Below are 24,524 nucleotides of genomic sequence, written 5' to 3'. Positions count from 1 at the left end.
CCCACTCATACTAAGTGTTCCCCGCACACGCGGGGATGAACCGGCGTTCAACGATTTCACCACCTGGCTGGATAGGTGTTCCCCGCACACGCGGGGATGAACCGGAAATCTGCTATTTTACGAACTTCGTTTTGAAGTGTTCCCCGCACACGCGGGGATGAACCGTTCTATCTGCGGCCCAGCGCCGTGCAATCGTGGTGTTCCCCGCACACGCGGGGATGAACCGCTGGGTGCACTGACGCAGATCGGTCGGCATCTGTGTTCCCCGCACACGCGGGGATGAACCGACGGCTGGGGCAACGCCCGACATGCCGTTGTGGTGTTCCCCGCACACGCGGGGATGAACCGCTGGAAGGCAAGCTGACCACCTTCACGCAGGAGTGTTCCCCGCACACGCGGGGATGAACCGACGGCGGCCTTCCGTCTGGATTTTACGGTCGGGTGTTCCCCGCACACGCGGGGATGAACCGTAACAAAAAACTTATTCCCATTCCGTACGTCTGTGTTCCCCGCACACGCGGGGATGAACCGGACCGGCACAGCGCTTCGTTCATGACATGATCGTGTTCCCCGCACACGCGGGGATGAACCGATCGAGGGAGCTAACCTTATTCTAACATTAGCGTGTTCCCCGCATACGCGAGGCTGAACCGTAACTGTATTTCCGCTGATCTGTGAAGTCAGTGATGTCGCCAGTCTGGAAGTAAAGCCACCGTGACTGATCAGGATGGTCGGGTCGGGCCTGTCGATCTCGTAGAGGGGATTGAGTGGGGTGTAATCTTCCTATCGCACACCATTGGGGTCGATCCCTTCGCGCATGCGCTGCCGGGTATTGGTCATCATGAGAGAGCCAAGGGCTGCCAGAACAGGCGTGGGATTGGTACCGATTGCAGCAATCCGGCCCAACGCAGATGCAATCGGATCGGTGCTGCCATCAACGGATATGTAAATAAAGCTATGATGGAAACCTCCCGGTAAATGGCGTATGTTCATGTCTGGCATGCGGCGACACGGTGATATTCTGCTGGCCGTAGCACCGCCGTCATGGCGGGAGCGCTTTGCGGGGTTTTGTAGCAGGCCCCGTCCGCGTGCCATCAATTCCCTTTTTCCTCATCCGGGTCAGGCAGTAGTAGTTCGCTTTAGAATACACGGCGACTGCGCATCTGCTGTCGCGGATTAGCGAATGACAGGGAATGGAAGGACTGGAGGAAGTTTTCCTGCTGGTTGCGCGTGGTCTTCACCACGTGTTCCCCGCATACGTGGGGATGAACCGAATAACGCGTGTCGGTGGGGCCTCCCGCAGAACCCCATTCGATCCGTCCCATAAAGGGACGTCCTTCGGCAGGGAGAATATCACCGTTGTCTCCGATACGCGCTAGCTGACACTAGCAGATACCAAGGAAGGTTTCCATCATGACGTTCCTTTCCATTTCCGGGAGTGTTCCCCGCACATGCGGGGCGGCACCGCAGAGCGTTTCCGGTAGTCTGGACAACCGTGAAACAGATAGGGCTGATGGGGAAAACGACGCGCCGGGGGGGCTCCCGGCAACCCCCCATGGCGATCCCGCCACAAGGGCGGTCCTACGGCTGGAAGAATGGCACCGTGTCTCGGCGCGTCGCCTGTGCAGTATAATCCGTGCACGGAAGGTTCTCCATAGTAATTTCAAATGTTGGACAGAACAGGCCCGTCCCGTTACCGCCGCTCCACCTGTGGCCTGCCCACGGATACGAAGCTGGTAGCCAGTAGGACCAGCGTCTCCACCAGTGCAAGCTGCCACATGGGCAGGCCGTGCCCCGCAATGCCTGCCACCACCAGCACGACCGCGCCCGCCACCTGCGCGCGCACAAGGCGGCGGGTGGCAACCCAACGGTAGAGCGTGCTGGCCATAAGGTAGAGCACCGGCCCCAGCGTCATTACCACGGCAGGGGCACCGGTTGCGGCCTCGACCGGTTCTTCAAGCAGGATGTCCATGCCCACTGCCGTCACGATAATGCCCGCCACCAGCACTACATGCAGGTAATGGAAATACGCCCCCATCCGCCCCGGATCGGGTGATGTAGTGATGCTGTGCTCGGCTTCCTCGCTCGATGTGCCGAAATACAGCCACCACATGGCAATGGTGCATAGGAAGCTGGTGCCAAACCCGCCCAGTTCCCAGACCGACCATTCCGTATTCTTCGCCAGTGACAGGCCCGATGCCATGATCGTCTCGCCCAGCGCCACGATTACGAACAACTGGCATCGCTCCACCAGATGGCCGCCCGCGATCGTCCAGTCCGCCGTGCGCGAGCGCCCAAGGCCGGGCAGCCAGAACCCGAACATGGGCGAGACATATTCACACGCCACCCCCACTGCCCAGAGCGGTACCCGCCACGCGGGCGTACCCACGCCGCCTGCAATCCAGAACACGCCCGCAATGACCCCCCAGCCCAGAATGCGCCGGTAATTGGGTGCAAGTGGATGGCTGGCGGGCAGGCTGCATACAATAAAGGCTGAACGGCCAACCTGCATGGCAGCATAACACAGCGCAAAGGCCAGACCGCGCGGGCCGAAGGCTTCGGGCGCTGCGGCCCCGCACAGCACGGCCAGCGCCATGGTTACGAACATCACCCCGCGCAGGGCGGGCACGCGCGGGTCGAACCAGTTGGTGACCCACCCGGTGTACTGCCACCCCAGCCAGGCGGCGAACCACAGGATGAGCGTCTGCACCCCACCCATCCAGTTCAGGTGGTGCAGCAGGCCATGGCTGATCTGGGTAACCAGGAAGACATAAGCCAGATCGAAGAACAGTTCTTCGTTCGTGACCCGTGCGCCATCCGGCCCCGACTGGCGCATCAGCGGGTGAAGGGTGGGGGCGGGTGTGGCCATGGTGGCTCCTTTATCGGGGGCGGCATGCCGGGGTCACTGTACGGGCTGCGGCATTAAAGTGATTCGTGCATGTAACCCGACTCTGACCATGGCCGTTACAAAAAACATGCCGAAGGATTCGCACGGCGGAAGTCTTGCCCTGCGGGTGGGGGCGGGGGGCAGTCACCTAAATTTAAGCGTGCATGCCACTAGATATGGTGCAATCATAATGCATCTAATACAATATGATGCGAAGTGGCCGTGCCAGGCGGACCCGGCTTCGCGGGCATGAAGGAACTGGAGCATGGACGGAGGTTTCTCGCTGGCTGGTACGGCGCGCGCGCATGTGCGTAACCCGTTGGAGGGCGCGTTTGGCACCCCCTCGCTGCCTAGCCGCGCGCTGGACCGGGGCATGGGGGAAGCCGTGGGTCGCCGCACCGTGTTCCGTCCCGCCGACCATGAGGATTTCGGCCGCGTGGCCGACCGTGTCGCACGCGGCAACACGGAACTGCTGCCCACCGTCACGCCAGCCGAGCGCGCGCAACTGCGCAACGCCATTGCCACCGGCGCGCTGCTCACCTCGGGCCGCCACCTGCAGCATGGCGATGCCGCACAGCCGGGGCGGAACATGGAAATGTTTACCAACTGCGCCACGGCCATCTGCTCGTTCGCCAAATTCTACCTCCTGCTCAACGGGTCCGGCGTGGGGCGGGCGTATGATGATGAACTGTGCGTGGTGGACTGGGGGCAGGCGCCAGACCTGCAGTTCGTCCTTTCCCCCAGTCACCCCGACTACCCCCACGACCGCGCGGGCCTGCTGCGTCTTGGCCTTGAGATGCAGATCCTGCCCTGGGGTACGGGGCTGGATGCGTTCGATGCAGCAATGGAGGGGAAGGTCCGCGCTTTCCTGTCCCGTAATGTAATGACGCAGGTGCCCGAAGGTGCGGAACAGGCTCATGTAATCGCCGATAGCCGGGAAGGGTGGGGCAAGGCGGTTGAGATGATCGAGGCCATGGCCTTCGCGGGGGCGCGTACGCGCACGCTGGTATTCGATTTCAGCGCCATCCGCTGCGCTGGCAGCCCGATTGCGGGCATGCAGGGGCGCCCGGCGTCCGGCCCGGTTTCGCTGCTGCGTGGGTTGCTCAACGTGCGCGATCATGTCATTCGGCCCGCGCGCGCGGGGAGCATGGCGCTATGGGAACAGGCGCTGCGGGTGGACCACTATCTCTCGGTCGAGGTGCAGGTGGGCGGCGCGCGCCGGGCCGCGCGTATGGCCACCAAGTCGTGGCGCGATGCGGATGTACTGCGCTTCATCCGCGCCAAGGAAGAGGGCGGGCTGTGGACGGCCAACCATTCGGTGATGGTCGATGCCGAATTCTGGGCCTGCGTGAACGACCCCGCACGGGTTGCCCCGCTGGCCGACCATGCCCGCGCCGTGTTTGCCGAGGCCACGCGGTGCGCGTGGATCAATGGCGAGCCCGGCTTCATCAACGGCGACCGGCTGGAAGACAGCCGCACCGGCAGCGCGCGACGCAAACCGGTTTATACGGACGGGCGTGACTTCCGCTCGCACCGCTACCAGGCCACCGAGGGCGCGGGCCTGCTGGCCGATCTGGCCCGGCGGGCGGCGGGCGCGCATTTTCCGGTCACCACCAACCCGTGTGGCGAGATTACGCTGCACGTAACCGGTGGCTACTGCGTGATTGGCGATTTTGCCCCGCTGCTGGCCTGCCCGGTGGCGCTGGATGGCGTAACCCCCGGCCATGTAGCAGCCGAAACGGCGGCAATATGGGATGCCCGCGTGCGCGATGCCGTGCGGCTTGGCGTGCGCTTCCTGTTGCGCGCCAACCGCATGGACGCATTGTATGGCGAGGAAGTGCGCCGCACCAACCGCATCGGCATTGGCCCGACCGGCCTGCATGAATGGGCATGGCTGCGTTTTGGCCTTGATTTCCATGACCTGCTGGATGAGACGCGCGCCGCACCGTTCTGGGATGCGGTGCGCGAATTGTCCACCATTGCCAAGACCGAGGCCAATGCCTACGCACATGAGACCGGCACCGCCCGCCCGGTTACGGTCACTACCGTCAAGCCTGCGGGCACCACATCCAAGCTGTTCGGCCTGACGGAGGGCGCGCACCTGCCCGCACGGCGGCAGTACCTGCGCTGGGTGCAGTTCAAGGGCGTACAGTGCGCCGATGGTACGTGGGAGACAGGTTCCGACCCGCTACTGGCCGATTATGCCAGCCGTGGTTACCCCGTGCGTAGCCTGCGCAGCTTTCCGGGCATGAGCATTGTGGGCTTTCCCACCGTGCCGCTGATCCAGCGGCTTGGCATGGGCGGGCGCGTGGTCACCGCCCCGGAAGCCACGCCTGCCGAGCAGTATCGCTGGCTGGAATTGCTGGAGAAATACTGGATCGGGGCGGCGCAGGGCAATCAGGTGTCCTACACGCTCAAGGTCTATACCGACCGGCATGACCTTGCGGGCTTCCGCGCCATGGTGGCGGCTAACCAGCCCCATGTGCGCTGCTGCGCCGTGCTACCCAGCAGGCCCGATTCCGATCTGGGCTACGAATACCTGCCTGAGGAAGAAGTGCCCGCAGGCCGCTTTGCCGCCATTACCGCCGCCATTCATGGTGAGGATGCGCGTGAGGTGGTGGACTGGGCCCACCTGCAATGCGCCAGCGGTGCCTGCCCGATCTAGTGCACCGCGCAACAGCCCCGAAAACGCAGAGAGATTTTTGGTGAAGCTTTTTCCCAAAAAGCTTTGAAGAATGCCGCTTTTTGAAAAAAAGGCAGTAATCAGAGACCGTTATCATTCTTATCAGGGGGGGATTTCAAGCAGTCTTTTTGCCTCACGGTTCATTCCTGCATGTGCGGGGGGATACACGGTTCCGGTTGACCGGAAAATCCACGACGATGGTTCATCCCCGCATGCGCGGGGAACACAGTCCCAGCCCAGTTGCCTCCCGCAGTTACTGCGGGTTGCGTCCAACTGCCGCCATCCGCGTCAGGCCGTCCCTGATCCCGGTCATGTCCTGCCCAATACTGAAAACTGTCGTGGAATTCTTCTTCGTGCCGTCCTAATGTAATGGGTGCGGCGTGCAGTGAAGCGGCGATATTCAGCCGACCGCAGGACCGCCCTTGTGGCGGGATCAATATTGTGGGGTTTATGGCTGGCCCCACCTGCCCACCGTTCAGCCACTATTCTGTAGCGTGTCATCCACGGGGATGTCTGGCCACGCCTCCCGAAATCAGCGGCAGCGCGCGTATGTGCTGTAGGGCATTTTCCTTCGTGGTCCGATGAGGTTTATCCCCGCGTGTGCGGGGAACACGCCTTTGAGAACGACCCGGACATTGTGGATTACGGTTCATCCCCGCGCATGCGGGGAACACTTCTTCTGCCTGCTTCTTTGCGGTCGCCTGAACGGTTCATCCCCGCGCGTGCGGGGAACACGCGCCTTGACGCCTATCATGCCCGCAAGCAGGCGGTTCATCCCCGCGCGTGCGGGGAACACGCTCACGATGCCTGGATGGCCGCGTTGTCGGCCGGTTCATCCCCGCGCGTGCGGGGAACACTGGCGTGATTGCCGCATCCTGAAGGATAACACCGGTTCATCCCCGCGCGTGCGGGGAACACCCTGTTCTGCACCAGATACAGGCATATCCCCGCGGTTCATCCCCGCGCGTGCGGGGAACACCCAGAGGTCAGCGGCGAATCAAGAACGGTGATCGGTTCATCCCCGCGCGTGCGGGGAACACCCTTCCTGGAACCCATTGTTTCCAAATCACTATTTTACTGTCAAAGACTCTACCAACTTTATGGCCCTTTGTTCTACCCGTTTTTCCGCCGCCGTGAAAGCATGGTTGCCATGGGGCCAACCCCGGAATGAATGCAATCCTGCCCGCCTGTTTTGCAGGCTGCTTTTCGGCGGTGGCATGCGGTATCGTTCTTGCGGCTATTTGAGACCGGAGGGCCAGCGTGAGCCAGACTTGGGGTGATTTTCAGGCGGTTGTGCAGTTGTCGGCTGGCCTGAATGTGGCAATTCTCAGCTTTGTGGATATCAGCCTGCCTGCCATCAAGGAACGGCGGCGGGTCTTTGCCAAGGCACAGCAGGAACTGGGCATGTACCGCACGGCCCCCAGCAGGCTGGTCAGCGCGCAGCAGTTGGAACATGACTGCCAGGTAGAGGAAATGAACCAGAAGCTGTACCTGCTGTGGCAGGAAAGTACTGATTACGCCAATGAGGAAGACACCCTGGTCCATTACACCGGTGTCATGGGTTTTTTCGGGGCAGTACTCAGCCTTGTGCTACTGTGGTACTCGGCGGAATATTACGATACACCCATAGGCGGGCTGGGGCAGGCGGTGATTGCGCTGTCCTTCTGTTCGCTGGTGGTGGCGTTCATCATCAATTTCATGACGGCCTCGCAATCTGCCGTGTTTACCCAGAAGTGCAACGCCATCCGCCAGCAGGCCCGCCAGAATCTGACCCCGCAGGCGGGTGTGCCCACCAAGCCTGCCACCCCGGTTGCCACCCCGGTTGCCACCCCGGTTGCCGCCCCGGTTGCCGCCCCGGCTGCCAGTACCGGCGCGTAGTGTGGTATTGTGGCCACAATGCGGCTGTCATACGCATGTGGCACGGTCAGACGGGGCGCGGTTTGCCGCCACGGTGGTATGTGGCAACAAAAATCACACACTAAACCGGTAGTACATCTGCAACTGCCCGTGGTGTTTCCCTGAAAAAGAGAAAATTTTCCAAGGTAATATTTTTTTTAATGCCTTGGTCATGACGGCCTGCATCCATGTTGTACCGGAAATGCACTGAATTATTGCAGCCCGTATTGTCTGGTCCATATTTATAATAAAAAATGAGTATTTAAATATAGATCATTTAATAAAACATTCATAAAACTGTATTGGAAACATAACACACAGGATCAGACGCCCATTCTAAATGAACTCATCCTTCATTACGGAATGCTTAACATGATCCGTCGGCCTGTAGTTTCCCTGTTGCTTGGTTCGTCTGCCCTTCTGGGGCTCTCTTCCTTTCATCAGGCCCATGCGGATGCCGCATCGGATGCTCAGATCAAGGCTCTGCAGGTGGAAATGCAGGCCATGCGCCGTGACATGAGTAGTCAGATCAGCGTGCTGCGCCAGCGCCTGGTCCGCGCCGAATCTGTCCGTGGTAACTCCGTGGCCGCCAACGCCGCACAGGCCCGCCGGGTTGCCGCCAGCCACGGCCAGCCCCTGCCCGACAGCTATGCGCGTGACATCCACATCGGTGGTGACAGCGGCATGGGCGGTAGCCTTAGCAGTGCGATGCAGAGGGCCGACCTTGGCACGCCCCCGTCGGATCGTGGCGTTTCCTCCTCCTGGGCATCGTTCCGTGCGGCGACGGAAAAGGAAGAGGCCCTGCACATGGGTGGCATGGTTGTGGGTTTCCCCGGCGGGCGGCCGACCATCTCGTCTGAAGACGGGATGTATGCCATGTCCATCGGCCTGGCGTTCCATGAGGATATTGGCGGGTTCATGGGCATGTCCCCGCGCCGTGGCGAGACCAAGGGCGACTATGAAGGTCTGACCGAAAACGCACGCCGCCTGCGTATTCCCATCTCGTTCCGTTACAAGAACTGGATTGCCAACATCACCCCGGATTTTGGTTCCGGTTCCGCCGATGGTACTTCCACCTCGCAGTTGTATGAAGCGAACCTGAATTACGCCGGCTTTAACCACACGGTCATCACCGCCGGTTATTTCCAGCCGCGCGTGACGGAAGAAGATTCCGAAAGCTCGAACGAGTTCGAACTGATGGAACGCCCCGCCATTACCGATATCGTGCGTAACATCGCCGCCGGTGACGCCCGCATGAGCCTTGGCGCCCTGCATTATGCCAAGCGCTGGTGGATCGCGGGTTACGTGACGGGCCAGACTTACGGCAAGCGTGCAACGTATGACAGCCAGTCCGGCGCGACCTTCCGTGTGGCGGGCCGTCCGTACATGTCCAAGGATATTGACGTTCATATCGGTCTGTCTGCCATCACGGCGTTCAAGGTGGCGCAGGCCAAGGCTTCCGATGACCGTTCCTATAACTTCTCCGAAGCGCCCGAAGTCAACCTGACCACCACCAAGCTGCTTAGCGCCACGGTGGGCAATGTGGGCAGCATCTGGTCGGCAGGCCCGGAACTGGGCTTCCGCTGGAAGCGCCTTACGCTGAAGGGTGAATACTACAACATCGGTGTCACGCGCGGTGATAACGGTGGCAACTCGGCCGCCAACAACGCCACTGTCAACTTTACCGGTTACTATGGCGCGGCCAACTACACCATCTTTGGCAAGGGGCGTTCCTACAACATCAAGGAAGGTGCATTCGCAGCCCCCGGCGTGGAGCATGCCTTCGACCCGTCGCACGGTTACTGGGGTGCGCTGGAAATGACGGCCCGTTACAGCGTGGCCGACCTGAACGCCAACCTGGGCAATGCATCAACCGCCCTGCGTGGTGGGCAGCAGACGGTGTGGTCGGCGGGCCTGAACTGGTATCCCAACCGCCACTTCCGCTTCATGCTTGATTTCAACCACTTCATTGTCAGCCGCAACAGTGTCGCAGCCAACATCCTGGGCCGCGAAGGTAACTCGGTTGCCGGGCGTATCCAGGCCGCCTTCTGATCGGGCAGGTCGGGTAGCGTAACGGCATGAGGGTTTCATGCCATGGTGCCCGAACGGTTATGGTTCGGGCACGATTAAGTAAAAATGAATTATATTTCCTTTAATTTTATTAAAAATGAAGTAATAATAAGTAAATCAATACGATAGAAAGCAGCCGCATCCCGCTGTGGAAAATTGAATGATGAATGAGATTTCTGCACAGAAAAGCCCGTCCGTCACCGTTCAGGTCATGGGGGACATTGCAAGGCCCGGGCCGGTCATTCCCCCCGACGCGCTGGGGGAGCGTCTGTTCGAATTTTTCCATAATGACGCCGAACTGATGCTCGTTGCCGTTGTGAATGATGATAATGTGCCTGTCGGTCTGGTGGAGCGGCAGGCTTTTTTTCTCAGGGTATCGGGCAAGTTCGGCCATGCACTGTTCAACCGGCGGCCGGTGGCGCTGCTGATGGATGACAGCCCGGTCGTAATCGATGCGGCTGTCTCGTCATCCGATTTTACGGCGCTGACATTAATGAGCCAGCCCTCCGACCTGCTGCGCGGCTATATCGTCACGCGCGATGGGCGCTACCTTGGCACCGGTTCGGCGCTGGACCTGATCAATGCATCCCATTCCCACGCCGTGGCGTCCGCCGCCAGCCTGAAGGAAGCCGCCGAGGAACTGCGCCGCGCCAACCGCAAGATTTCACGCGACAAGCTGTTCATCGACACGATTGTGGAGAACATCCCCTCCGCCCTGATCGTGCGCTCGCTGCGCCACGAGCACCTTGTGCTGGTCAACCGCGCGGCCGAAGCCATGACCGGCTGCCGGCGTGACCTGCTGGTGGAGCGCAATGTGGATGACGTGTTCACCAGTGATGAAATCGGCCACCTGCTGGTCAGCCGCTTTGCCGGTGGCGGGCAGGGCGTGATTGAAAAAGTGCTGTGTGACCATACTGGCGCAAGGCGGGCCATTTCCACCCGCCAGGTCACCATTGCCGATGAACGCGGCGCGCCCCGGTGGGAACTGTGCGTGGCCGATGATGTGACCGAGCAGCGCGACGCCCAGCACCAGGTGGAACTGCTGGCCCATTACGACCCGCTGACCGGGCTTGCCAACCGCGCCCTGTTCAGTTCCCGACTGGAGGCGGCCTGCGTGCCCGGCGGCACCGCAACACTTCTGTGCATCGACCTTGATTACTTCAAGACCGTGAATGACGTTTACGGCCACGCGGCAGGCGACAGCCTGCTGCAACTGGTTTCCGAACGACTGCGCGCGTGTAGCAGGCCCGAGGACCTGGTGGCCCGTCTGGGTGGCGACGAGTTCGCCATCATCTGGCCCACCGTGCCTGCCCCTGTTGAACTGACCGCGCGCGCGCGTGAAATCGTGGAGACGGTCAGCAGGCCCTACGTTATTGATGGCCACCATATCGTTATTGGTGCAAGCGTTGGCTCCGCGCTGTACCCGCGTGATGCGGATGCATCGGAAAACCTGCTGCAATATGCCGATATCGCGCTTTACCGCGCCAAGTCGCTGGGGCGGAATGGTTTCCAGTTCTTTGATGAGGAACTGCGCGACGAGATCCAGACCCGCGCGCGCCTTGGCAGCGAACTGCGTGGCGCCATTGCCGGTAACGGATTGACCCTGCATTTCCAGCCGCTGTACTCCATGCCCGGCAACCGCCTGAGCGCGTGCGAGGCACTGGTGCGCTGGCACCACCCCACGCAGGGCATGATCCCGCCCGACCAGTTTGTGGGGCTGGCGGAAGAAAACGGTCTGATTCACGATCTTGGCGAGTGGGTGCTGCGTACGGCCTGTAACGAAGCAGCGGACTGGCCGGCACAGGTCAAGGTGGCGGTCAATGTCTCGCCCATACAACTGCGCAACCCGCGTTTCATCCGCATTGTGGAAGAGGCGCTGGCGCAATCCGGCCTGCCGCCCGAACGGCTGGAAATCGAGATTACCGAGAACATATTCGTCCAGAACAGTGCCACCAACCGCGAAATCCTGCAAAAATTGGGGCGTATCGGATGCAGCATCGTGCTGGATGACTTTGGCACGGGCTATTCCTCGCTGGGTTATTTGCGTTCGTTCCAGTTCCAGAAGATCAAGATCGACCGTTCTTTCGTGCAGGAACTGCCCGAACGCGGGGCGGCGGGCATTATCCGCGCCATCATCAGCCTGGCGCAGAGCATGGACATCCCCATCACCGCCGAAGGCGTGGAGACACAGGACCAGTGGGCGCACCTGAACGATCTGGGCTGCAACCAGGTGCAGGGTTTCCTGCTTGGCCGCCCGCAACCGGCCGACATGATCCGTCAGGCCATCCTGACCCACGCCTGACAAAAAGCGCCTGAAAGCCCGCGCCCGTGGCTACAGGCGCGCGTGTGCCGGAGCTTTCCGTATCCCGTTTAATCCTGTAATGTCCTGTGCGTCCTGTCTGCCCATGGGGCAACCGCCTTTGTATGTGACAGAAATGGGACAGTTTGCGCGGGAGCAGTAAAATTCCCTGCCAAATAATAAAATGTGGCTAAAATAAAGATAAAGGGAACCTATTTTTTGTGGCAGAATTCAGTCACAATTCGTCACATGACAACGCCCCACCTGCAGATCGGCTTCCTGTTCAATCACGACTGCACTCACCAGATAGCGCATACCGCGCCGATCATCTGCGAACTCGTGGCCCTTGGGCAGGATGTCACGGTTGTTACATCATGTGACACGCAGGAACAGCAGGTCAAAAAGATAATCGCGGGCTGCGCCGCGCGTGTACGCTTTGTCCATATCGACATCAACCGCATATCGCGCGCCATCAATACGGTGGCCGGGGCGGTGCTGCCCTTCCGCCGCATTGCCAATTTGCGTGACAACCTGGGCCTGTTTGCCGGTTTTGACGCGCTGGTGGTCCCCGAGACGACATCCGCCCTGCTCAAAAGCCACTTCAACCTTGATGTCAGGCTGATCTACCTGCCGCATGGGGCAGGGGACCGCTCCATCGGGTTCCGCGATGTTACGCGCTTCTTTGACTTTGTGCTTCTGCCCGGCGCCAAGACGCGGGAGCGCATGGTGCGCAGGAAACTGGTCCGCCCCGGCCACCATGCAGTGATCGGCTACCCCAAATTCGATACCATCGACATGGCCGCCCGCCCGCGTTTTTTTGGCAATGACCGGCCCACGGTGCTCTACAACCCACATTTCGACCCGATCTTGTCCTCATGGTGGGATATGGGGATGGCGGTGCTGGAATGGTTTGCCCGGCAGGATGAGTACAACCTGATCTTCGCCCCCCATGTCATGCTGTTCCGTCGCAGGCTGCATACATCGGTGGAGCACAGGCGCATCCGCTACCGGTGGTCCATACCTGAACGGCTGCGTAACCTTTCGCATATCCTGATTGACACGGGCAGCACGCGCTCGGTCGATATGTCCTATGTGCTGGCGGCCGACATCTATCTGGGTGATGCCAGCAGCCAGGTGTACGAGTGGATCTGCAACCCGCGGCCGTGCATTTTCCTTAATTCCCACAATGCACGCTGGCAGGATAATCCCAGCTACACGCACTGGAACATGGGGCAGGTGATTGACCGGGTCAGCGCCCTGCCGCATGCGCTGGCGGTGGCGCGCCAGCAGCAGGCCCGCTTTGATGCACACCAGCGCGCGGCCTTTGCCGCAACCTTCCATACCGTTCCCGGCCAGAGCGCCAGCCGCCGCGCCGCCGAGGAAATTGTTTACTATTTGTTACAGGATAAACGCGAAGCGGCCTGAACACGGGTAGCCTATGGCGCTATCATCCCGCCTCCCTGCGTGGGGGGGGAATGTCATGCGTATTGCCTATGTCATCAATAGTTTTGAAGGGGGAGGGGCTGCCCTGCCCATCCCGGCTATTGTGGGGGTCTGCCGCAGCCTGGGGCACAGCGTGCGGGTCGTGGCACTGGAGCGGCGCAACGGTCGCGCCATGACGGCGCTGGAGCATGCCGGGATCGGGGCGGATGTGCTGGCGGTTGATGGCGCACCAGCGCCCCGCGTGCTGTCCCGGCTGGATGGCTGGGTGCGCGATGTCGGCCCCACCCATATCTGGACATCACTCACGCGCGCGACCCTGCTGGGGCAGGTTGTCGGTATGCGTCACGGCATCCCGGTTACCAGCTGGCAGCACAATGCCTTTCTCAAGCCTGGCAACCTGGCGCTGCTGCGCCTCATGCGCGGGCGCAGTCGGCTATGGGTGGGGGATTCCGCCTATGTAACAGAACTGACCCACACAAGGCTGGGTATCGCGCCCGCGCGGCTGATGTGCTGGCCCATTTTCCGCACCCGCCCCGACCTTGCCCCCGCACCGGGCTGGCAGCCGGGGGAGGTGATGCGGATCGGCACACTGGGCCGCCTTAACCCCGGCAAGGGGTATGACATGCTGTGCCGTGCGCTGGTTGCGATGCGCAACGTGGGGGGGCTGCCGCCGTTCCAGGTCATGATTGGCGGGGAGGGGGCGGAACATGGCCGCCTGCGCGCCTTCTGCCAGCAGCACGGGCTGGATAACGTGGTATTTGCCGGTTACGTGCACGATACGGCGGCGTTCCTGCGGCGGTGCCACCTCTATGTCCAGCCCTCGCGCCGCGAAGGGTTCTGCATTGCAGCGCATGAGGCCATGGACCGCGCGCTACCCGTGATCGGCAGCACAGTGGGGGAGATGAACCGCTCCATCATACACGGCGTAACCGGCTGGAAAGTGGCGCCGTGCCAGCCGCAGGCCCTGGCCGATGTGCTGGAGACCGCCCTGCGCCGGCCTGGACGGCTTGCAGCCATGGGGCAGGCGGCGCAGGCGCTGGTCAACCAGCGCTACAGCCCCGCAGCCTTTGCGCGCGCGGGCGATGCGGTGCTGCGGCACATGGCGGGCATGACCATGCACGGCGCCAGCACGCCGTGACATGAAGTAGGGGAACGGGAACACGAAAAACGGGGGGCATGGAACACGGGCACGGTCATGGACAATGCCCCCGGCCAAAGGCGGCAGGTGCGTATCCACCACCCCGGCAGCCAGATATGTTCCCTGCGTTCCCTATGTTCCTTCGTGTTTCCCTATCTCCCCCAACCTGTATACCGGTGTACTGATATCCCTATATCTTATTATTTATTCTTTATTACAGATATAAGGGAACATAAGGAACAGAGGGAACACGGGCGCATGGGCCGGCCCCCCATCGTGCCCCCCGGATCGTGGATAACCGTGGCCCTGAATGCCGTCGGGCGGCATGGGGCGGGCACCCGGCCCGGCACATGGGGGAACAGGGAACAGGTCAGGGAACAGCAAAGGCAGGGAAGGGAACAGCCGGGGTGGCCACGGGCAAGGTGGCCACCAACTGGTCGGACGATTGCGCGTCAGACGATTTCGGCTGGCGGGTGGCCCTTGGTCAACCGGTCATAGCGCAGCAGAGTGGTCAGCACATCTTCCATGCAGGCCAGTGACAGCATGGTTGCGCCATCGCTTGGTGCGGCATCGGGGTCGGGATGGGTTTCAATGAACACCCCCGCCACCCCGATAGCCAGCGCCGCGCGCGCCAGGATGGGGGCAAACACCCGCTGTCCGCCCGATGCCGTGCCCAGACCGCCGGGTTGCTGGACGGAATGGGTGGCATCATAGATCACGGGATAGCCTGTGCCCGCCATGATCGGCAGGCCGCGCATGTCATTGACCAGCGTGTTGTAGCCAAACGACGTACCCCGTTCGCACAGCATGATGCGCGTGTTGCCGGTAGAGGCCACCTTGGCGGCCACGTTCGCCATGTCCCACGGGGCAAGGAACTGCCCCTTTTTGATGTTGATGGCGGCCCCCGTCTGCCCCGCCGCAAGCAGGAGGTCGGTCTGGCGGCACAGGAAGGCGGGGATCTGCAGTACGTCCACCGTCTCGGCCACGGGCGCGCATTGCTCGGGCAGGTGCACGTCGGTCAGCACCGGCAGGCCGAAGCGCGCGCGCACCTGGCCCAGTATGTCCAGTCCCTGCGCCATGCCCACGCCGCGCGCCCCGTTGATGGAGGTGCGGTTGGCCTTGTCGAACGAGCTTTTGAAGATCAGCCCGATCCCCAGCTTCGTTGCAATGCCGTGCAGGGCTTCGGCCACCTCCATGGCATGGCTTGCGGATTCGATCTGGCACGGCCCCGCAATCAGCGTAAACGGGGCTTCATTGCCAACCGTAAGGCTGCCAATGGAAAGTGCGTGGTGCTTGGTCATCGTCTGTTACCCGCCGCCCGTTCCGCCGCCTTGGCCACGGCAGCCTTGATGAAGCCGGAGAACAGCGGATGCGGGTCAAACGGCTTGGACAGCAGTTCGGGGTGGTACTGTACCGCGATGAACCACGGGTGGTCGGGGTATTCCACTACCTCGGGCAGGATGCCGTCGGGTGACATGCCTGAAAAGCGCAGGCCGGTCTTTTCCAACTGTTCGCGGTAGTGGTTGTTTACCTCGTAGCGGTGGCGGTGGCGTTCACGGATGTCGGTGCGGCCATAGGTTTCCGCCGCGCGTGACCCGGGCGCCAGCTTGGCGGGGTAGGCGCCAAGGCGCATGGTGCCGCCCATCTCGCCCCCTTCGCGCCGGCGCAGCAGTTCGTTGCCACGCGCCCATTCGGTCATCAGGCCAACCAGCGGCTGGTCGGTCGGCCCGAATTCGGTTGATGAAGCCTTCTCGATCCCCGCAAGGTTGCGCGCGCATTCGATCACCGCCATCTGCATGCCAAAGCAGATGCCCATGAAGGGGATGTTGTTCTCACGCGCGTATTTCACGGCACGGATCTTGCCTTCCGACCCGCGCTCGCCAAAGCCGCCGGGCACGAGGATGGCATCGCTGCGGGCAAGACTGTTTACCGCATCGTCCGATTTCTCGAAATCCTCCGCTTCCACCCAGTTCAGGCGCACGCGGGCACGGTTGGCGATGCCACCGTGCTGCAATGCCTCGATCAGCGATTTGTAGCTGTCGAGCAGGGCGGTGTACTTGCCCACCACCGTCACCACTACCTCGCGGTCGGGGTGGCGGACGGCATCAACAATCTTTTCCCAGCGCGACAGGTCGGGGTCGGGCGTTGTGGGCAGGCCGAAATGGCGCAGCACCTCGGTATCCATGCCCTCGGCATGGTAGGAAATGGGGCAGGCGTAGATCGTATCCACGTCGCGCGCCGCAATCACGGCCTGCGGGCGGACATTGCAGAAGCTGGCGATCTTGCGGCGCTCGTTTTCGGGTATTTCCCGGTCCGACCGGCAGACCAGCATCTGCGGCTGGATGCCCACGTTCTGCAGTTCTTTAACGGAATGCTGGGTAGGCTTGGTTTTCAGTTCACCCGCTGCCGCGATCCATGGCAGCAGGGTCAGGTGGATGAACATCGTCTGGTCAGGCGCAAGGTCATTGCGTAGCTGACGGATGGATTCAAGGAAGGGCAGGCTTTCGATATCGCCTACCGTGCCGCCGATCTCGACAAGGACGAAGTCCAGGTCCTCGGTATCGGCCACGATCGTTTCCTTGATCGAGTCGGTAATGTGGGGAATGACCTGCACGGTCGCACCCAGATAATCGCCCCGCCGTTCGCGCGCGATCACGCCGGAATAGATCTGACCCGTGGTGGCATTGTCCGCCCGGGTGGCATGTACACCCGTAAAGCGTTCGTAATGGCCAAGGTCGAGATCCGTTTCCGCGCCGTCGTCGGTCACGAAGACCTCGCCGTGCTGGTAGGGGCTCATCGTCCCCGGATCGACATTCAGGTAAGGGTCAAGCTTACGCAACCGGACCCGATAGCCACGGGCCTGGAGCAGGGCAGCAAGGGCAGCAGAAGCAATGCCTTTGCCGAGGGAGGACACCACGCCGCCGGTGATGAATACAAACCGCGTCATGGATGGCCTTTCTACACAGCTTGCGCCCGCGCTGCAAAGGCTACGATGCACCTGTGGCCTAAAAAATGAAAAATGCCCTGGCACGGCGTACCGGGGCATGGACCGCGTGCGCCACAAGGCGTGCGCGATCAGGGGGTTGTGGCGGGTGCCGTGGTGGCGGGTGTGGCCGGGGCCGCGGGCGGTGCGGCCAGAATATCGTGGCCCACACCGCTCGATGCGCCGCGGTTCATGACCGCAAGTGTCAGTGACAGCACCATGAAGGTCGTGCCCAGCACGGCGGTGGAACGGGTCAGCAGCGTTGCCGTGCCGCGCCCGGACATGAAGGAGCCCATGCCCTGCGAGCCGCCGATTCCAAGGCCGCCACCCTCACTACGCTGGATCAGGATGGTCCCGATCAGCGCGATGGTGACGAACAGGTGCAGTAGAAGAAGAACAGTGATCATGCGTCTTTCCAGTAGAGCCCCGCCAGCCGCGCGGCAATCACGAGGCGCGGGCGGCGCGGACAAGCGGCACGAAGGCATCGGCCTTCAGGCTGGCATTGCCCACCAGCGCCCCATCCACGTTTTCAACGGGCAGGATATCGGTGACATTGCGTTCATTGACCGAGCCACCATAAAGGATTCGGATCGTTTTGCCAGCTTCCCCGAACTGGCGCACCAGTTCGGCGCGGATGAAGGCGGACATGTCGGCAATATCCTGCTGTGATGCGGCCGTACCCGAGCCGATGGCCCAGATCGGCTCATACGCCACAATGCCAGTAAAACCCTGTGGCAGTGATCCCTGGATCTGCCAGCCCACCGCATCGCGCGAATCCCCGCTGTCGCGCTGATCGGCGTTCTCGCCCACGCACACGATGGGGGTCAGGCCGGCGGCCATGGCGGCCACGGTCTTTTCGCGCACGGTCTCGTCCAGTTCGCCATGCTCGGCACGGCGCTCGGAATGGCCAAGGATTACGTACTGCACCCCAAGGTCCGCCAGCATGGGGGCCGAGATGTCACCGGTATGGGCACCGGATTTGTCCTTGTGGCAGTCCTGGGCACCCAGCGCGATGCCAGCGGCCTTCAGCTTGGGCGCCAGCCGCGCAAGCTGGGTAAAGGGGGGGCAGACCACCACATCGGCCCGCGTGGGCAGGGCGGCCAGCCCCGCCGCCAGCCCCGTGACCAGCGCGTCCGCATCGGCGCTCAGGCCGTTCATCTTCCAGTTGCCAACAATAATCTGCTTCATGTTTCCACTCCTGGTCCATGCCCCGTGCGTGCCGCCTGCGGGCGTGGCATGGTATATGATGGCCGTGAGCCTACACCACGGCCCGCCCCCCGTTGCAACCCGCATGCCACGCGTGGCAAGGCCGCGCGCATGCGGGTGCTGGTCAAACCGGCGGCGTGACCGTATGGTGCCCGACCGGAAAACAGGGCGCCCCATGGGTGCGCGTGGTGCGCGGGCCCTGTTCCTTCCGGCTTTGTCTTGGTGCTGGCGCAGGGTATTTCATGCTATCTTTTCTGTATCGCGTGTTTGTCGATTCATGGGTGGGGCGCATCGTTGCCGGGCTGTTTTTCCTGGCCTTCATCGGGTTTGGCGTGGGCGACGTGCTGATGAACATCGGCACCGAGCGCGCCGACGTGGCCGCCCGCGTGGGGGATCGCCCCATCCTGGTGCAGTCCTACCAGAACGCGCTGCAATCCGAGATGCCGCAGGTCGCGCAGTCCATGCATCTGTCGGACCCCAGCCAGATCCCGCCCGCAACGCGTGAGCAGGTGGCCCGCCAGGTACTCCAGCGCCTTGTGCTGCAGGCCGAAATTGCCGAGGCCGCTGATCGCCACTTCCTGATCGTGCCTGATTCCGTGGTGCGGGACGAGATTTTCTCCATCCCCGCCTTCAAGGGGGGCAATGGCCAGTTCGACCGCGCGCTGTTCAATGACCGCCTGCGCCGCACCGGCATGACGGAGGGGCGGCTGATCGAACTGGTGCGGCAGGAACAGGCCTCGCGCATGCTGCTTGAGCCGATTCGCAATGGCGTGGGCGTGTCCGAGGTGATGGTCCGCCACCTGTTTGATTTCGAGGCCCAGACCCGCACCATCGACCTTGTGCGCATCCCCTTTGAAAGCCAGCAGGTCACGGCCACCCCCACGCAGGCCCAGCTTGCCCGCTACCACGCCAACCACCCGTGGGAATTCACCGCTCCCGAATATCGCCACGCCCGTGTGGTCGTGCTTACGACCGACACGATTGGCCGCATGCTCGACATTACCGATGACGAGATGCAGCAGGCCTACAAGGCGCAGGCCCAGACCTTCAGTTCGCCCGAGCGGCGCAACGTGCAGATCGTGACCGTGCCGACCGAGGTACGCGCCACCGCGCTGCGCGCGCAGTGGGTGGACGGGAATGCGTGGGCGCAGGTGCAGAAGGATGCGGGCCGCGATGCGGCAGCCGTTGAACTGCCGGGCATGAAGCTAAGCGATATTCCGTCCCCCGATCTGGCGAAGCTGGTCTTCGCCGCCCCGGTCGATGCAACACAGGGGCCGGTCAGGAGCGAGGGCGGCTGGGTTGTCTTTCGCGTAACCGCCATAACCCCCGCCCATACCACCCCCATGGCCGAGGTGAAGCAGGCGCTGCATGACCAGATCGCCCATACCCGCGCGCAGGCGCTGCTGGCTGACCGGGTGCAGAAGCTACAGGACGCGATTGCTGGCGGCGGGCTGGACTCCGTCCCCGCCGACCTTGGCGCCGCAGCCGTATCGGGTGATCTTGATGCCAGCGGCAATACCCATGAAGGCACGCCCGCGCCCATACCGGGCACGGATGCGCTGCGGCAGGCAGTCATTGCCCGCGTGTTCTCCCAGCCCAAAGGGGCCAGCCCCACGCTGGTACAGGGGCCGGACGGGGGGTGGTACGCCGTGTCGGTTGATGGCATCACACCGGGCCACCCGCTCAGCCTGGCTGAGGCCGGGGGGCGCGTGAACGCAGCATGGCTGGCCGATGCGCGCCGCCACATGGCCGACCAGCAGGCTGCCGCATTCTACAACCAGGCGCAGGGGCAGGGGGGCTTGGCGCATGTCACGCCCGCCGTGCCAGGTCTGGAGCACAGCCAGCCCATCTCCCCCATGCAGCCCGCGCCCGAAATCCCGCGTGAGGTGGCAGCCCTGATCTTCCGTCTGGACAAGGTGGGGCAGAACATCATGACCGAAGCAGGCGATGGGTACGTGGTGGCGACCCTGACCGCCATCAACCACCCCGACCCGGCCGCCCAGAAGGCGCTGTATGACCGCGTGCGCGCGGGCCTGACCCAGTCCATGGGCGAAGACATAGAGATGGGCTATGGTGGCGCGCTGGAAGCCATCGTCAAGCCAAAGCCCAATGAGTCCGCGCTGCGCGCCGTGATGGCGGAGGTGACGGGCCAGAACACAGGAACCACACAGTGACCGCAGACGCCGCGCGCATGCCCCCACCCTCCCGGCAGCCCGATGCCGCCCAGCGCACGGCGGCCCTTGCCACCCTGCGCGCAGGCGGGGCCAGCGTGGTGTGGCGGGTCGAACCGGCCGACCTGCTGACCCCGGTTGCTGCCTTCCTGCGCCTGTCACAGCTTGCGCGCAGCCATGGCGGCGGCAATGGCGGGCACAACGCCTTCTTGCTGGAAAGTGTGGAGGGCGGCACCGCGCGCGGGCGCTATTCGGTTATCGGCCTGCTGCCTGACCTGATCTGGCGCTGCCATGACGGGCAGGCCAGCGTGTGTCACGACCCCTCCGCCTCCAGCCATGCCTTCGTGCCCGAAGCCGAGGCGCCGCTGGCCTCGCTGCGGCGCATCCTGCATGCCAGCCGCATCGACCTGCCTGAAGGGCTGCCGCCCATGACCGGCGGCGTGTTCGGCTACCTTGGCTATGATATGGTCCGTCAGGTCGAATGCCTGCCAGACATGCCCGCCGATGACCTGAACCTGCCCGAAGGCATCCTGATGCGTCCCGGCCTGTTCGCCATATTCGACACGGTGCGCGACGAACTGCTGCTGGCCGCCCCCCTGCGCCCGCAGGCCGGTGTTACGCCCGAGGCGGTGTGGAATGCCGCACAGGCCCGCCTGCAGCAGGCGCGCGCCGCCCTGTCCACCCCGGTGGAACTGCCCGACGACCCGGTGGGCGAGATTGCGGCCCCGGTGCCGGAATCAACCATGAGCAAGGATGAATTCTGCGCCATCGTGCGGAAGTTGCAGGACTACATTGCTGCGGGCGACGCCTTCCAGATCGTGCCCAGCCAGCGCTTCAGCGCCGCCTTCAGCCTGCCGCCGTTTGCGCTGTACCGCGCGTTGCGCCGCATCAATCCCGCACCCTTCCTGTTCTATCTGGATCTTGACGGGTTCAGCCTTGTCGGTTCATCGCCCGAGATCCTCGTGCGCCTGCGTGAAGGCACCATGACCGTGCGCCCGCTGGCCGGTACCCGCCCGCGCGGCCGCACCAGCACCGAGGACCTGGCGCTGGAGGCCGAACTGCTGGCCGACCCCAAGGAACGCGCCGAGCACCTGATGCTGATCGACCTTGGCCGCAACGATGTGGGCCGGGTGTGCGAACTGGGTTCGGTCAGGGTGACGGAGCAGTTCGTGATCGAACGCTTCAGCCATGTCATGCATATCTCATCGAACGTGGAAGGCACGCTGCGCCCTGAGCTTGAGGCGCTGGACGCGCTGATGTCGGGCTTCCCCGCCGGCACGCTGACCGGAGCGCCCAAGATCCGCGCCATGGAAATAATCGACGAGGTGGAGCCGACACGGCGGGCGACATATGCCGGGTGCATCGGCTATTTCGGCCCCGATGGGGACATGGATACCTGCATCGGCCTGCGCATGGCGGTGGTCAAGGACGGGCGGATGTACGTGCAGGCGGGTTGCGGTGTGGTAGCCGACAGCGTGCCCGAGGCGGAATACGAGGAAACCCGCCAGAAAGCCCGCGCCCTGTTCCGCGCGGCGGAGGAAGCGGTACGCTTCGCCACCGGGGATGTCCCGTAAAAGGGAATAAAAGTTTTTGGGTGCCGCCTTTTTTCAAGGGCAGCGTTCCCGGAAGCTTTTTGGCAAAAAGATTCACCAAAAACGCCTGTCTGTTTACGGACTGTTTTTACGGTGACGGCCTGAAACATTTCGCAAGGTGATTTCATGCCCCCTGCCTGCATGTTAAGGTAAGGCAAGACATGCCGGGCCATGCCAGAAGGTTTGACCCGGCCCAGCGGAAAAGCCATGATACGCCCATGATCCTCCTGATCGACAATTATGACAGCTTCACGTTCAACCTCGTCCATTATCTGGGCGATCTGGGAGAGACGTGTGAAGTATACCGCAACGATGCGATCAGCGTGGCCGATGCGCTGGCGCTCAAACCCGAAGCCATTGTCATCTCGCCCGGCCCCTGTTCCCCTAACGAAGCCGGGATATGCTGCGACCTGATCGCGGCGGCGGCGGGCAAGGTGCCGGTGTTTGGCGTCTGCCTTGGCCATCAGGCCATCGGTCAGGTGTTTGGCGGCAAGGTGGTGCGCGCGGATGTGCCGATGCATGGCAAGGTCTCGCCCGTCTACCATGGCGGGACCGACATTTTTACCGGCCTGCCAGACCCGTTCAACGCCACCCGCTACCACAGCCTGACCGTGGCCCCCGAAAGCCTGCCCGAAACGCTCGTGGCCACCGCCCACACCGATGATGGCGTGATCATGGGCCTGCGCCACGCCAGCCTGCCGGTTTTTGGCGTGCAGTTCCACCCTGAGAGCATCGCTTCCGAACATGGCCACGACATTATGGCCAATTTCCTCGCCATCGCGCGTGGGTGCAATACGCCACGCAAGGCCGCCTGAAGGAGAATGGGCAGCACGATGGACAGCGCCCCGACCGCCAGCACCCCTTTCCACGATATCCTCGGGCGCGTCGTGGGGGGGGAGATCGTAGCACCCGGACAGGTCCGGGCTGCTCTGGAAGCCATCAAGAGCGGTACTGTGGGGGAAGTCCCCGCCATTGCCCTGCTGGCCGGGCTGCACATGCAGGGCCGGATCATGGCCGACCCGGTGGAACTGGAAGCTGAACTGCGCAACCGCCCCACAGCAGATGCGGGCATGACGGCTGAATTCCGCGACATACTGGACACGGCGCTGGCCGGGCAGGCCCTGGATGCCGAGATGGCGCAGGCTGCCTTTGATCAGATCATGGACGGGCAGGTGAGCGAAGGGGGGCTGGCCGCCTTCCTGACCGCGCTGCATATGCGTGGTGAAAGTGTTACCGAACTGGAGGCCGCCGTGCGCGCCATGCGTGCGCGCATGCTGGCGGTGCCCGGCCTGCCTGCCGATGCGATTGACGTATGCGGCACGGGCGGCGACGGGCTGGGCACGCTGAACGTGTCCACCGCCGTGGCCTTCGTGCTGGCAGCCCTTGGGGTGCCGGTGGTCAAGCACGGCAACCGCGCGCTGTCCTCGCGCTCGGGGGCGACGGATGTGCTGCTCGAACTTGGCGTGCCGCTGCCGGTTGAACCTGCGCCCATCGGTCGCATGGTGGGCCAGCACGGGCTGGCCTTTCTGGCTGCCACCAGCCATCACCCCGCCATGCGGCATGCAGGGGCCGTGCGGCGCGCGCTGGGCTTTCGCACCATTTTTAACCTGGTCGGCCCGCTGTGCAATCCCGCGCGCGTTACCCGGCAGTTGGTGGGCGTGTTTTCGCCTGACTGGCTGGACACTATGGTCCGGGCCCTGCAGGCTACCGGGTCCACGCATGTCTGGGCCATAAGCGGTGACTGCGGGGAAGGGCGGTTCATTGACGAGCTGACCCTTGCCGGCCCAACCCATGCCTGCATTCTTGAAGGCGGCAAGGTTTGCAGCCTGCGCGTGGACGTGCAACAGGCGGGGCTGGAACCCGCCCCCATTGCCGCCATTGCCGGTGGCACGCCCGCTCATAACGCGCAGGCACTGCATGCACTGGCGCACGGCGCGCGCGGGGCATATCGTGATACCGTGCTGCTCAACGCCGCGGTGGCGCTGCATGTGGCAGGCCGGGGCAACACCATTCTGCAGGGCGGCGCGATTGATTACGCCGCCCTGCGCGAGAACATCCGCCTTGCGGCCGATGCGCTCGATCGTGGCGCGGTTGCGGCCGTGCTGGAGGCCGTGCGGAGTTTCCGCGCGGACGTGCCAAACACAGTAACAGGGTAG

At 62.9% G+C, this 24,524-nt stretch carries 16 protein-coding genes, 1 pseudogene and 2 CRISPR repeat arrays (1 of these 19 running past the window's edge); of the genes and pseudogenes, 11 read left to right on the top strand and 6 right to left on the bottom strand.

The window, feature by feature from the left end:
- Nucleotides 1-653: direct repeats of the CRISPR family, unit length 29 nt; unit sequence GTGTTCCCCGCACACGCGGGGATGAACCG; it reaches 291 nt to the left of the window's first position.
- Nucleotides 654-783: 130 nt separating this feature from the next.
- Both GLX_RS04045 and GLX_RS04035 read right to left on the bottom strand, forming a co-directional pair.
- Nucleotides 784-993 (bottom strand): hypothetical protein, encoded by a 210-nt coding sequence (locus GLX_RS04045; RefSeq protein WP_041247165.1) that lies wholly within the window; start codon nucleotides 991-993, stop codon nucleotides 784-786.
- A gap of 700 nt (nucleotides 994-1,693) precedes the next feature.
- Complete coding sequence (locus tag GLX_RS04035; RefSeq protein WP_014104756.1) at nucleotides 1,694-2,869, bottom strand: low temperature requirement protein A; 1,176 nt, start codon at nucleotides 2,867-2,869, stop codon at nucleotides 1,694-1,696.
- A gap of 283 nt (nucleotides 2,870-3,152) precedes the next feature.
- On the opposite strand from GLX_RS04035, the gene GLX_RS04030 reads away from it, so the two are divergent.
- The 6 genes and pseudogenes from GLX_RS04030 (at nucleotide 3,153) to GLX_RS04005 (ending at nucleotide 14,416) form a co-directional block, all read left to right on the top strand.
- Nucleotides 3,153-5,552, top strand: a complete 2,400-nt coding sequence (locus GLX_RS04030; protein ID WP_014104755.1) for a recombinase — start codon at nucleotides 3,153-3,155, stop codon at nucleotides 5,550-5,552.
- A 602-nt stretch (nucleotides 5,553-6,154) separates the two neighbouring features.
- Nucleotides 6,155-6,610: a CRISPR direct-repeat array (repeat unit 29 nt; unit sequence CGGTTCATCCCCGCGCGTGCGGGGAACAC).
- A gap of 220 nt (nucleotides 6,611-6,830) precedes the next feature.
- Nucleotides 6,831-7,340: pseudogene (locus GLX_RS04025) on the top strand (hypothetical protein); the annotation flags it as partial.
- Nucleotides 7,341-7,838: 498 nt separating this feature from the next.
- Nucleotides 7,839-9,518 carry an OprO/OprP family phosphate-selective porin gene (locus GLX_RS04020; protein WP_041247614.1) on the top strand — a complete coding sequence of 560 codons (1,680 nt, stop codon included), beginning with the start codon at nucleotides 7,839-7,841 and terminating at the stop codon, nucleotides 9,516-9,518.
- 178 nt (nucleotides 9,519-9,696) lie between these two features.
- Complete coding sequence (locus GLX_RS04015) at nucleotides 9,697-11,838, top strand: putative bifunctional diguanylate cyclase/phosphodiesterase (protein WP_014104751.1); 2,142 nt, start codon at nucleotides 9,697-9,699, stop codon at nucleotides 11,836-11,838.
- A gap of 216 nt (nucleotides 11,839-12,054) precedes the next feature.
- Entirely contained in the window at nucleotides 12,055-13,260 is a 1,206-nt protein-coding gene (locus GLX_RS04010; RefSeq protein WP_231850402.1) for a hypothetical protein, read from the top strand.
- 55 nt (nucleotides 13,261-13,315) lie between these two features.
- Complete coding sequence (locus GLX_RS04005; protein ID WP_014104749.1) at nucleotides 13,316-14,416, top strand: glycosyltransferase family 4 protein; 1,101 nt, start codon at nucleotides 13,316-13,318, stop codon at nucleotides 14,414-14,416.
- A gap of 452 nt (nucleotides 14,417-14,868) precedes the next feature.
- Here the strand turns inward: GLX_RS04005 and kdsA are convergent, their stop codons facing one another.
- From kdsA to tpiA, 4 genes are all read right to left on the bottom strand, one after another.
- Complete coding sequence (kdsA, locus tag GLX_RS04000; protein ID WP_014104748.1) at nucleotides 14,869-15,717, bottom strand: 3-deoxy-8-phosphooctulonate synthase; 849 nt, start codon at nucleotides 15,715-15,717, stop codon at nucleotides 14,869-14,871.
- A complete protein-coding gene (locus GLX_RS03995; RefSeq protein WP_014104747.1) occupies nucleotides 15,714-17,363 on the bottom strand; it encodes a CTP synthase in 1,650 nt (549 codons plus the stop codon). Before GLX_RS03995 ends, kdsA begins: the two co-directional genes overlap by 4 nt.
- A gap of 128 nt (nucleotides 17,364-17,491) precedes the next feature.
- On the bottom strand, nucleotides 17,492-17,806 hold the full coding sequence (secG, locus tag GLX_RS03990) for a preprotein translocase subunit SecG (RefSeq protein WP_014104746.1): 315 nt from the start codon (nucleotides 17,804-17,806) through the stop codon (nucleotides 17,492-17,494).
- A gap of 37 nt (nucleotides 17,807-17,843) precedes the next feature.
- Nucleotides 17,844-18,587, bottom strand: a complete 744-nt coding sequence (gene tpiA, locus GLX_RS03985; RefSeq protein WP_014104745.1) for a triose-phosphate isomerase — start codon at nucleotides 18,585-18,587, stop codon at nucleotides 17,844-17,846.
- A 24-nt stretch (nucleotides 18,588-18,611) separates the two neighbouring features.
- Between tpiA and GLX_RS19190 the strand changes: the two genes are divergently transcribed.
- The 5 genes from GLX_RS19190 (at nucleotide 18,612) to trpD (ending at nucleotide 24,524) form a co-directional block, all read left to right on the top strand.
- Nucleotides 18,612-18,746, top strand: coding sequence for a hypothetical protein (locus tag GLX_RS19190; RefSeq protein ID WP_269448787.1), 135 nt, complete (start codon nucleotides 18,612-18,614; stop codon nucleotides 18,744-18,746).
- 101 nt (nucleotides 18,747-18,847) lie between these two features.
- A complete protein-coding gene (locus GLX_RS03980) occupies nucleotides 18,848-20,779 on the top strand; it encodes a peptidylprolyl isomerase (protein ID WP_014104744.1) in 1,932 nt (643 codons plus the stop codon).
- Complete coding sequence (trpE, locus tag GLX_RS03975) at nucleotides 20,776-22,350, top strand: anthranilate synthase component I (RefSeq protein ID WP_041247163.1); 1,575 nt, start codon at nucleotides 20,776-20,778, stop codon at nucleotides 22,348-22,350. The genes GLX_RS03980 and trpE overlap by 4 nt, the downstream gene beginning before the upstream one ends.
- A gap of 236 nt (nucleotides 22,351-22,586) precedes the next feature.
- The gene (locus tag GLX_RS03970; protein WP_014104742.1) at nucleotides 22,587-23,183 is read left to right on the top strand and encodes an anthranilate synthase component II; all 597 of its coding nucleotides are present in this window, start codon (nucleotides 22,587-22,589) and stop codon (nucleotides 23,181-23,183) included.
- Between the two features lie 6 nt (nucleotides 23,184-23,189).
- Nucleotides 23,190-24,524, top strand: coding sequence for an anthranilate phosphoribosyltransferase (gene trpD, locus GLX_RS03965; RefSeq protein ID WP_014104741.1), 1,335 nt, complete (start codon nucleotides 23,190-23,192; stop codon nucleotides 24,522-24,524).

It is taken from the genome of Komagataeibacter medellinensis NBRC 3288 (assembly GCF_000182745.2).
GTDB classification, from domain to species: domain Bacteria; phylum Pseudomonadota; class Alphaproteobacteria; order Acetobacterales; family Acetobacteraceae; genus Komagataeibacter; species Komagataeibacter medellinensis.
The sequence above is the reverse complement of the archived record's forward strand: the minus strand, read 5'-3'. Positions and strand labels throughout refer to the sequence as shown.

Excerpts from the sequence above, each read along its gene's own strand:
- GLX_RS04045 (WP_041247165.1), bottom strand. The coding sequence starts at position 993 with ATGAACATACGCCATTTACCGGGAGGTTTCCATCATAGCTTTATTTAC.
- GLX_RS04035 (WP_014104756.1), bottom strand. The coding sequence starts at position 2,869 with ATGGCCACACCCGCCCCCACCCTTCACCCGCTGATGCGCCAGTCGGGG.
- GLX_RS04030 (WP_014104755.1), top strand. The coding sequence starts at position 3,153 with ATGGACGGAGGTTTCTCGCTGGCTGGTACGGCGCGCGCGCATGTGCGT.
- GLX_RS04020 (WP_041247614.1), top strand. The coding sequence starts at position 7,839 with ATGATCCGTCGGCCTGTAGTTTCCCTGTTGCTTGGTTCGTCTGCCCTT.
- GLX_RS04015 (WP_014104751.1), top strand. The coding sequence starts at position 9,697 with ATGATGAATGAGATTTCTGCACAGAAAAGCCCGTCCGTCACCGTTCAG.
- GLX_RS04005 (WP_014104749.1), top strand. The coding sequence starts at position 13,316 with ATGCGTATTGCCTATGTCATCAATAGTTTTGAAGGGGGAGGGGCTGCC.
- kdsA (WP_014104748.1), bottom strand. The coding sequence starts at position 15,717 with ATGACCAAGCACCACGCACTTTCCATTGGCAGCCTTACGGTTGGCAAT.
- GLX_RS03995 (WP_014104747.1), bottom strand. The coding sequence starts at position 17,363 with ATGACGCGGTTTGTATTCATCACCGGCGGCGTGGTGTCCTCCCTCGGC.
- secG (WP_014104746.1), bottom strand. The coding sequence starts at position 17,806 with ATGATCACTGTTCTTCTTCTACTGCACCTGTTCGTCACCATCGCGCTG.
- tpiA (WP_014104745.1), bottom strand. The coding sequence starts at position 18,587 with ATGAAGCAGATTATTGTTGGCAACTGGAAGATGAACGGCCTGAGCGCC.
- GLX_RS03980 (WP_014104744.1), top strand. The coding sequence starts at position 18,848 with ATGCTATCTTTTCTGTATCGCGTGTTTGTCGATTCATGGGTGGGGCGC.
- GLX_RS03970 (WP_014104742.1), top strand. The coding sequence starts at position 22,587 with ATGATCCTCCTGATCGACAATTATGACAGCTTCACGTTCAACCTCGTC.
- trpD (WP_014104741.1), top strand. The coding sequence starts at position 23,190 with ATGGGCAGCACGATGGACAGCGCCCCGACCGCCAGCACCCCTTTCCAC.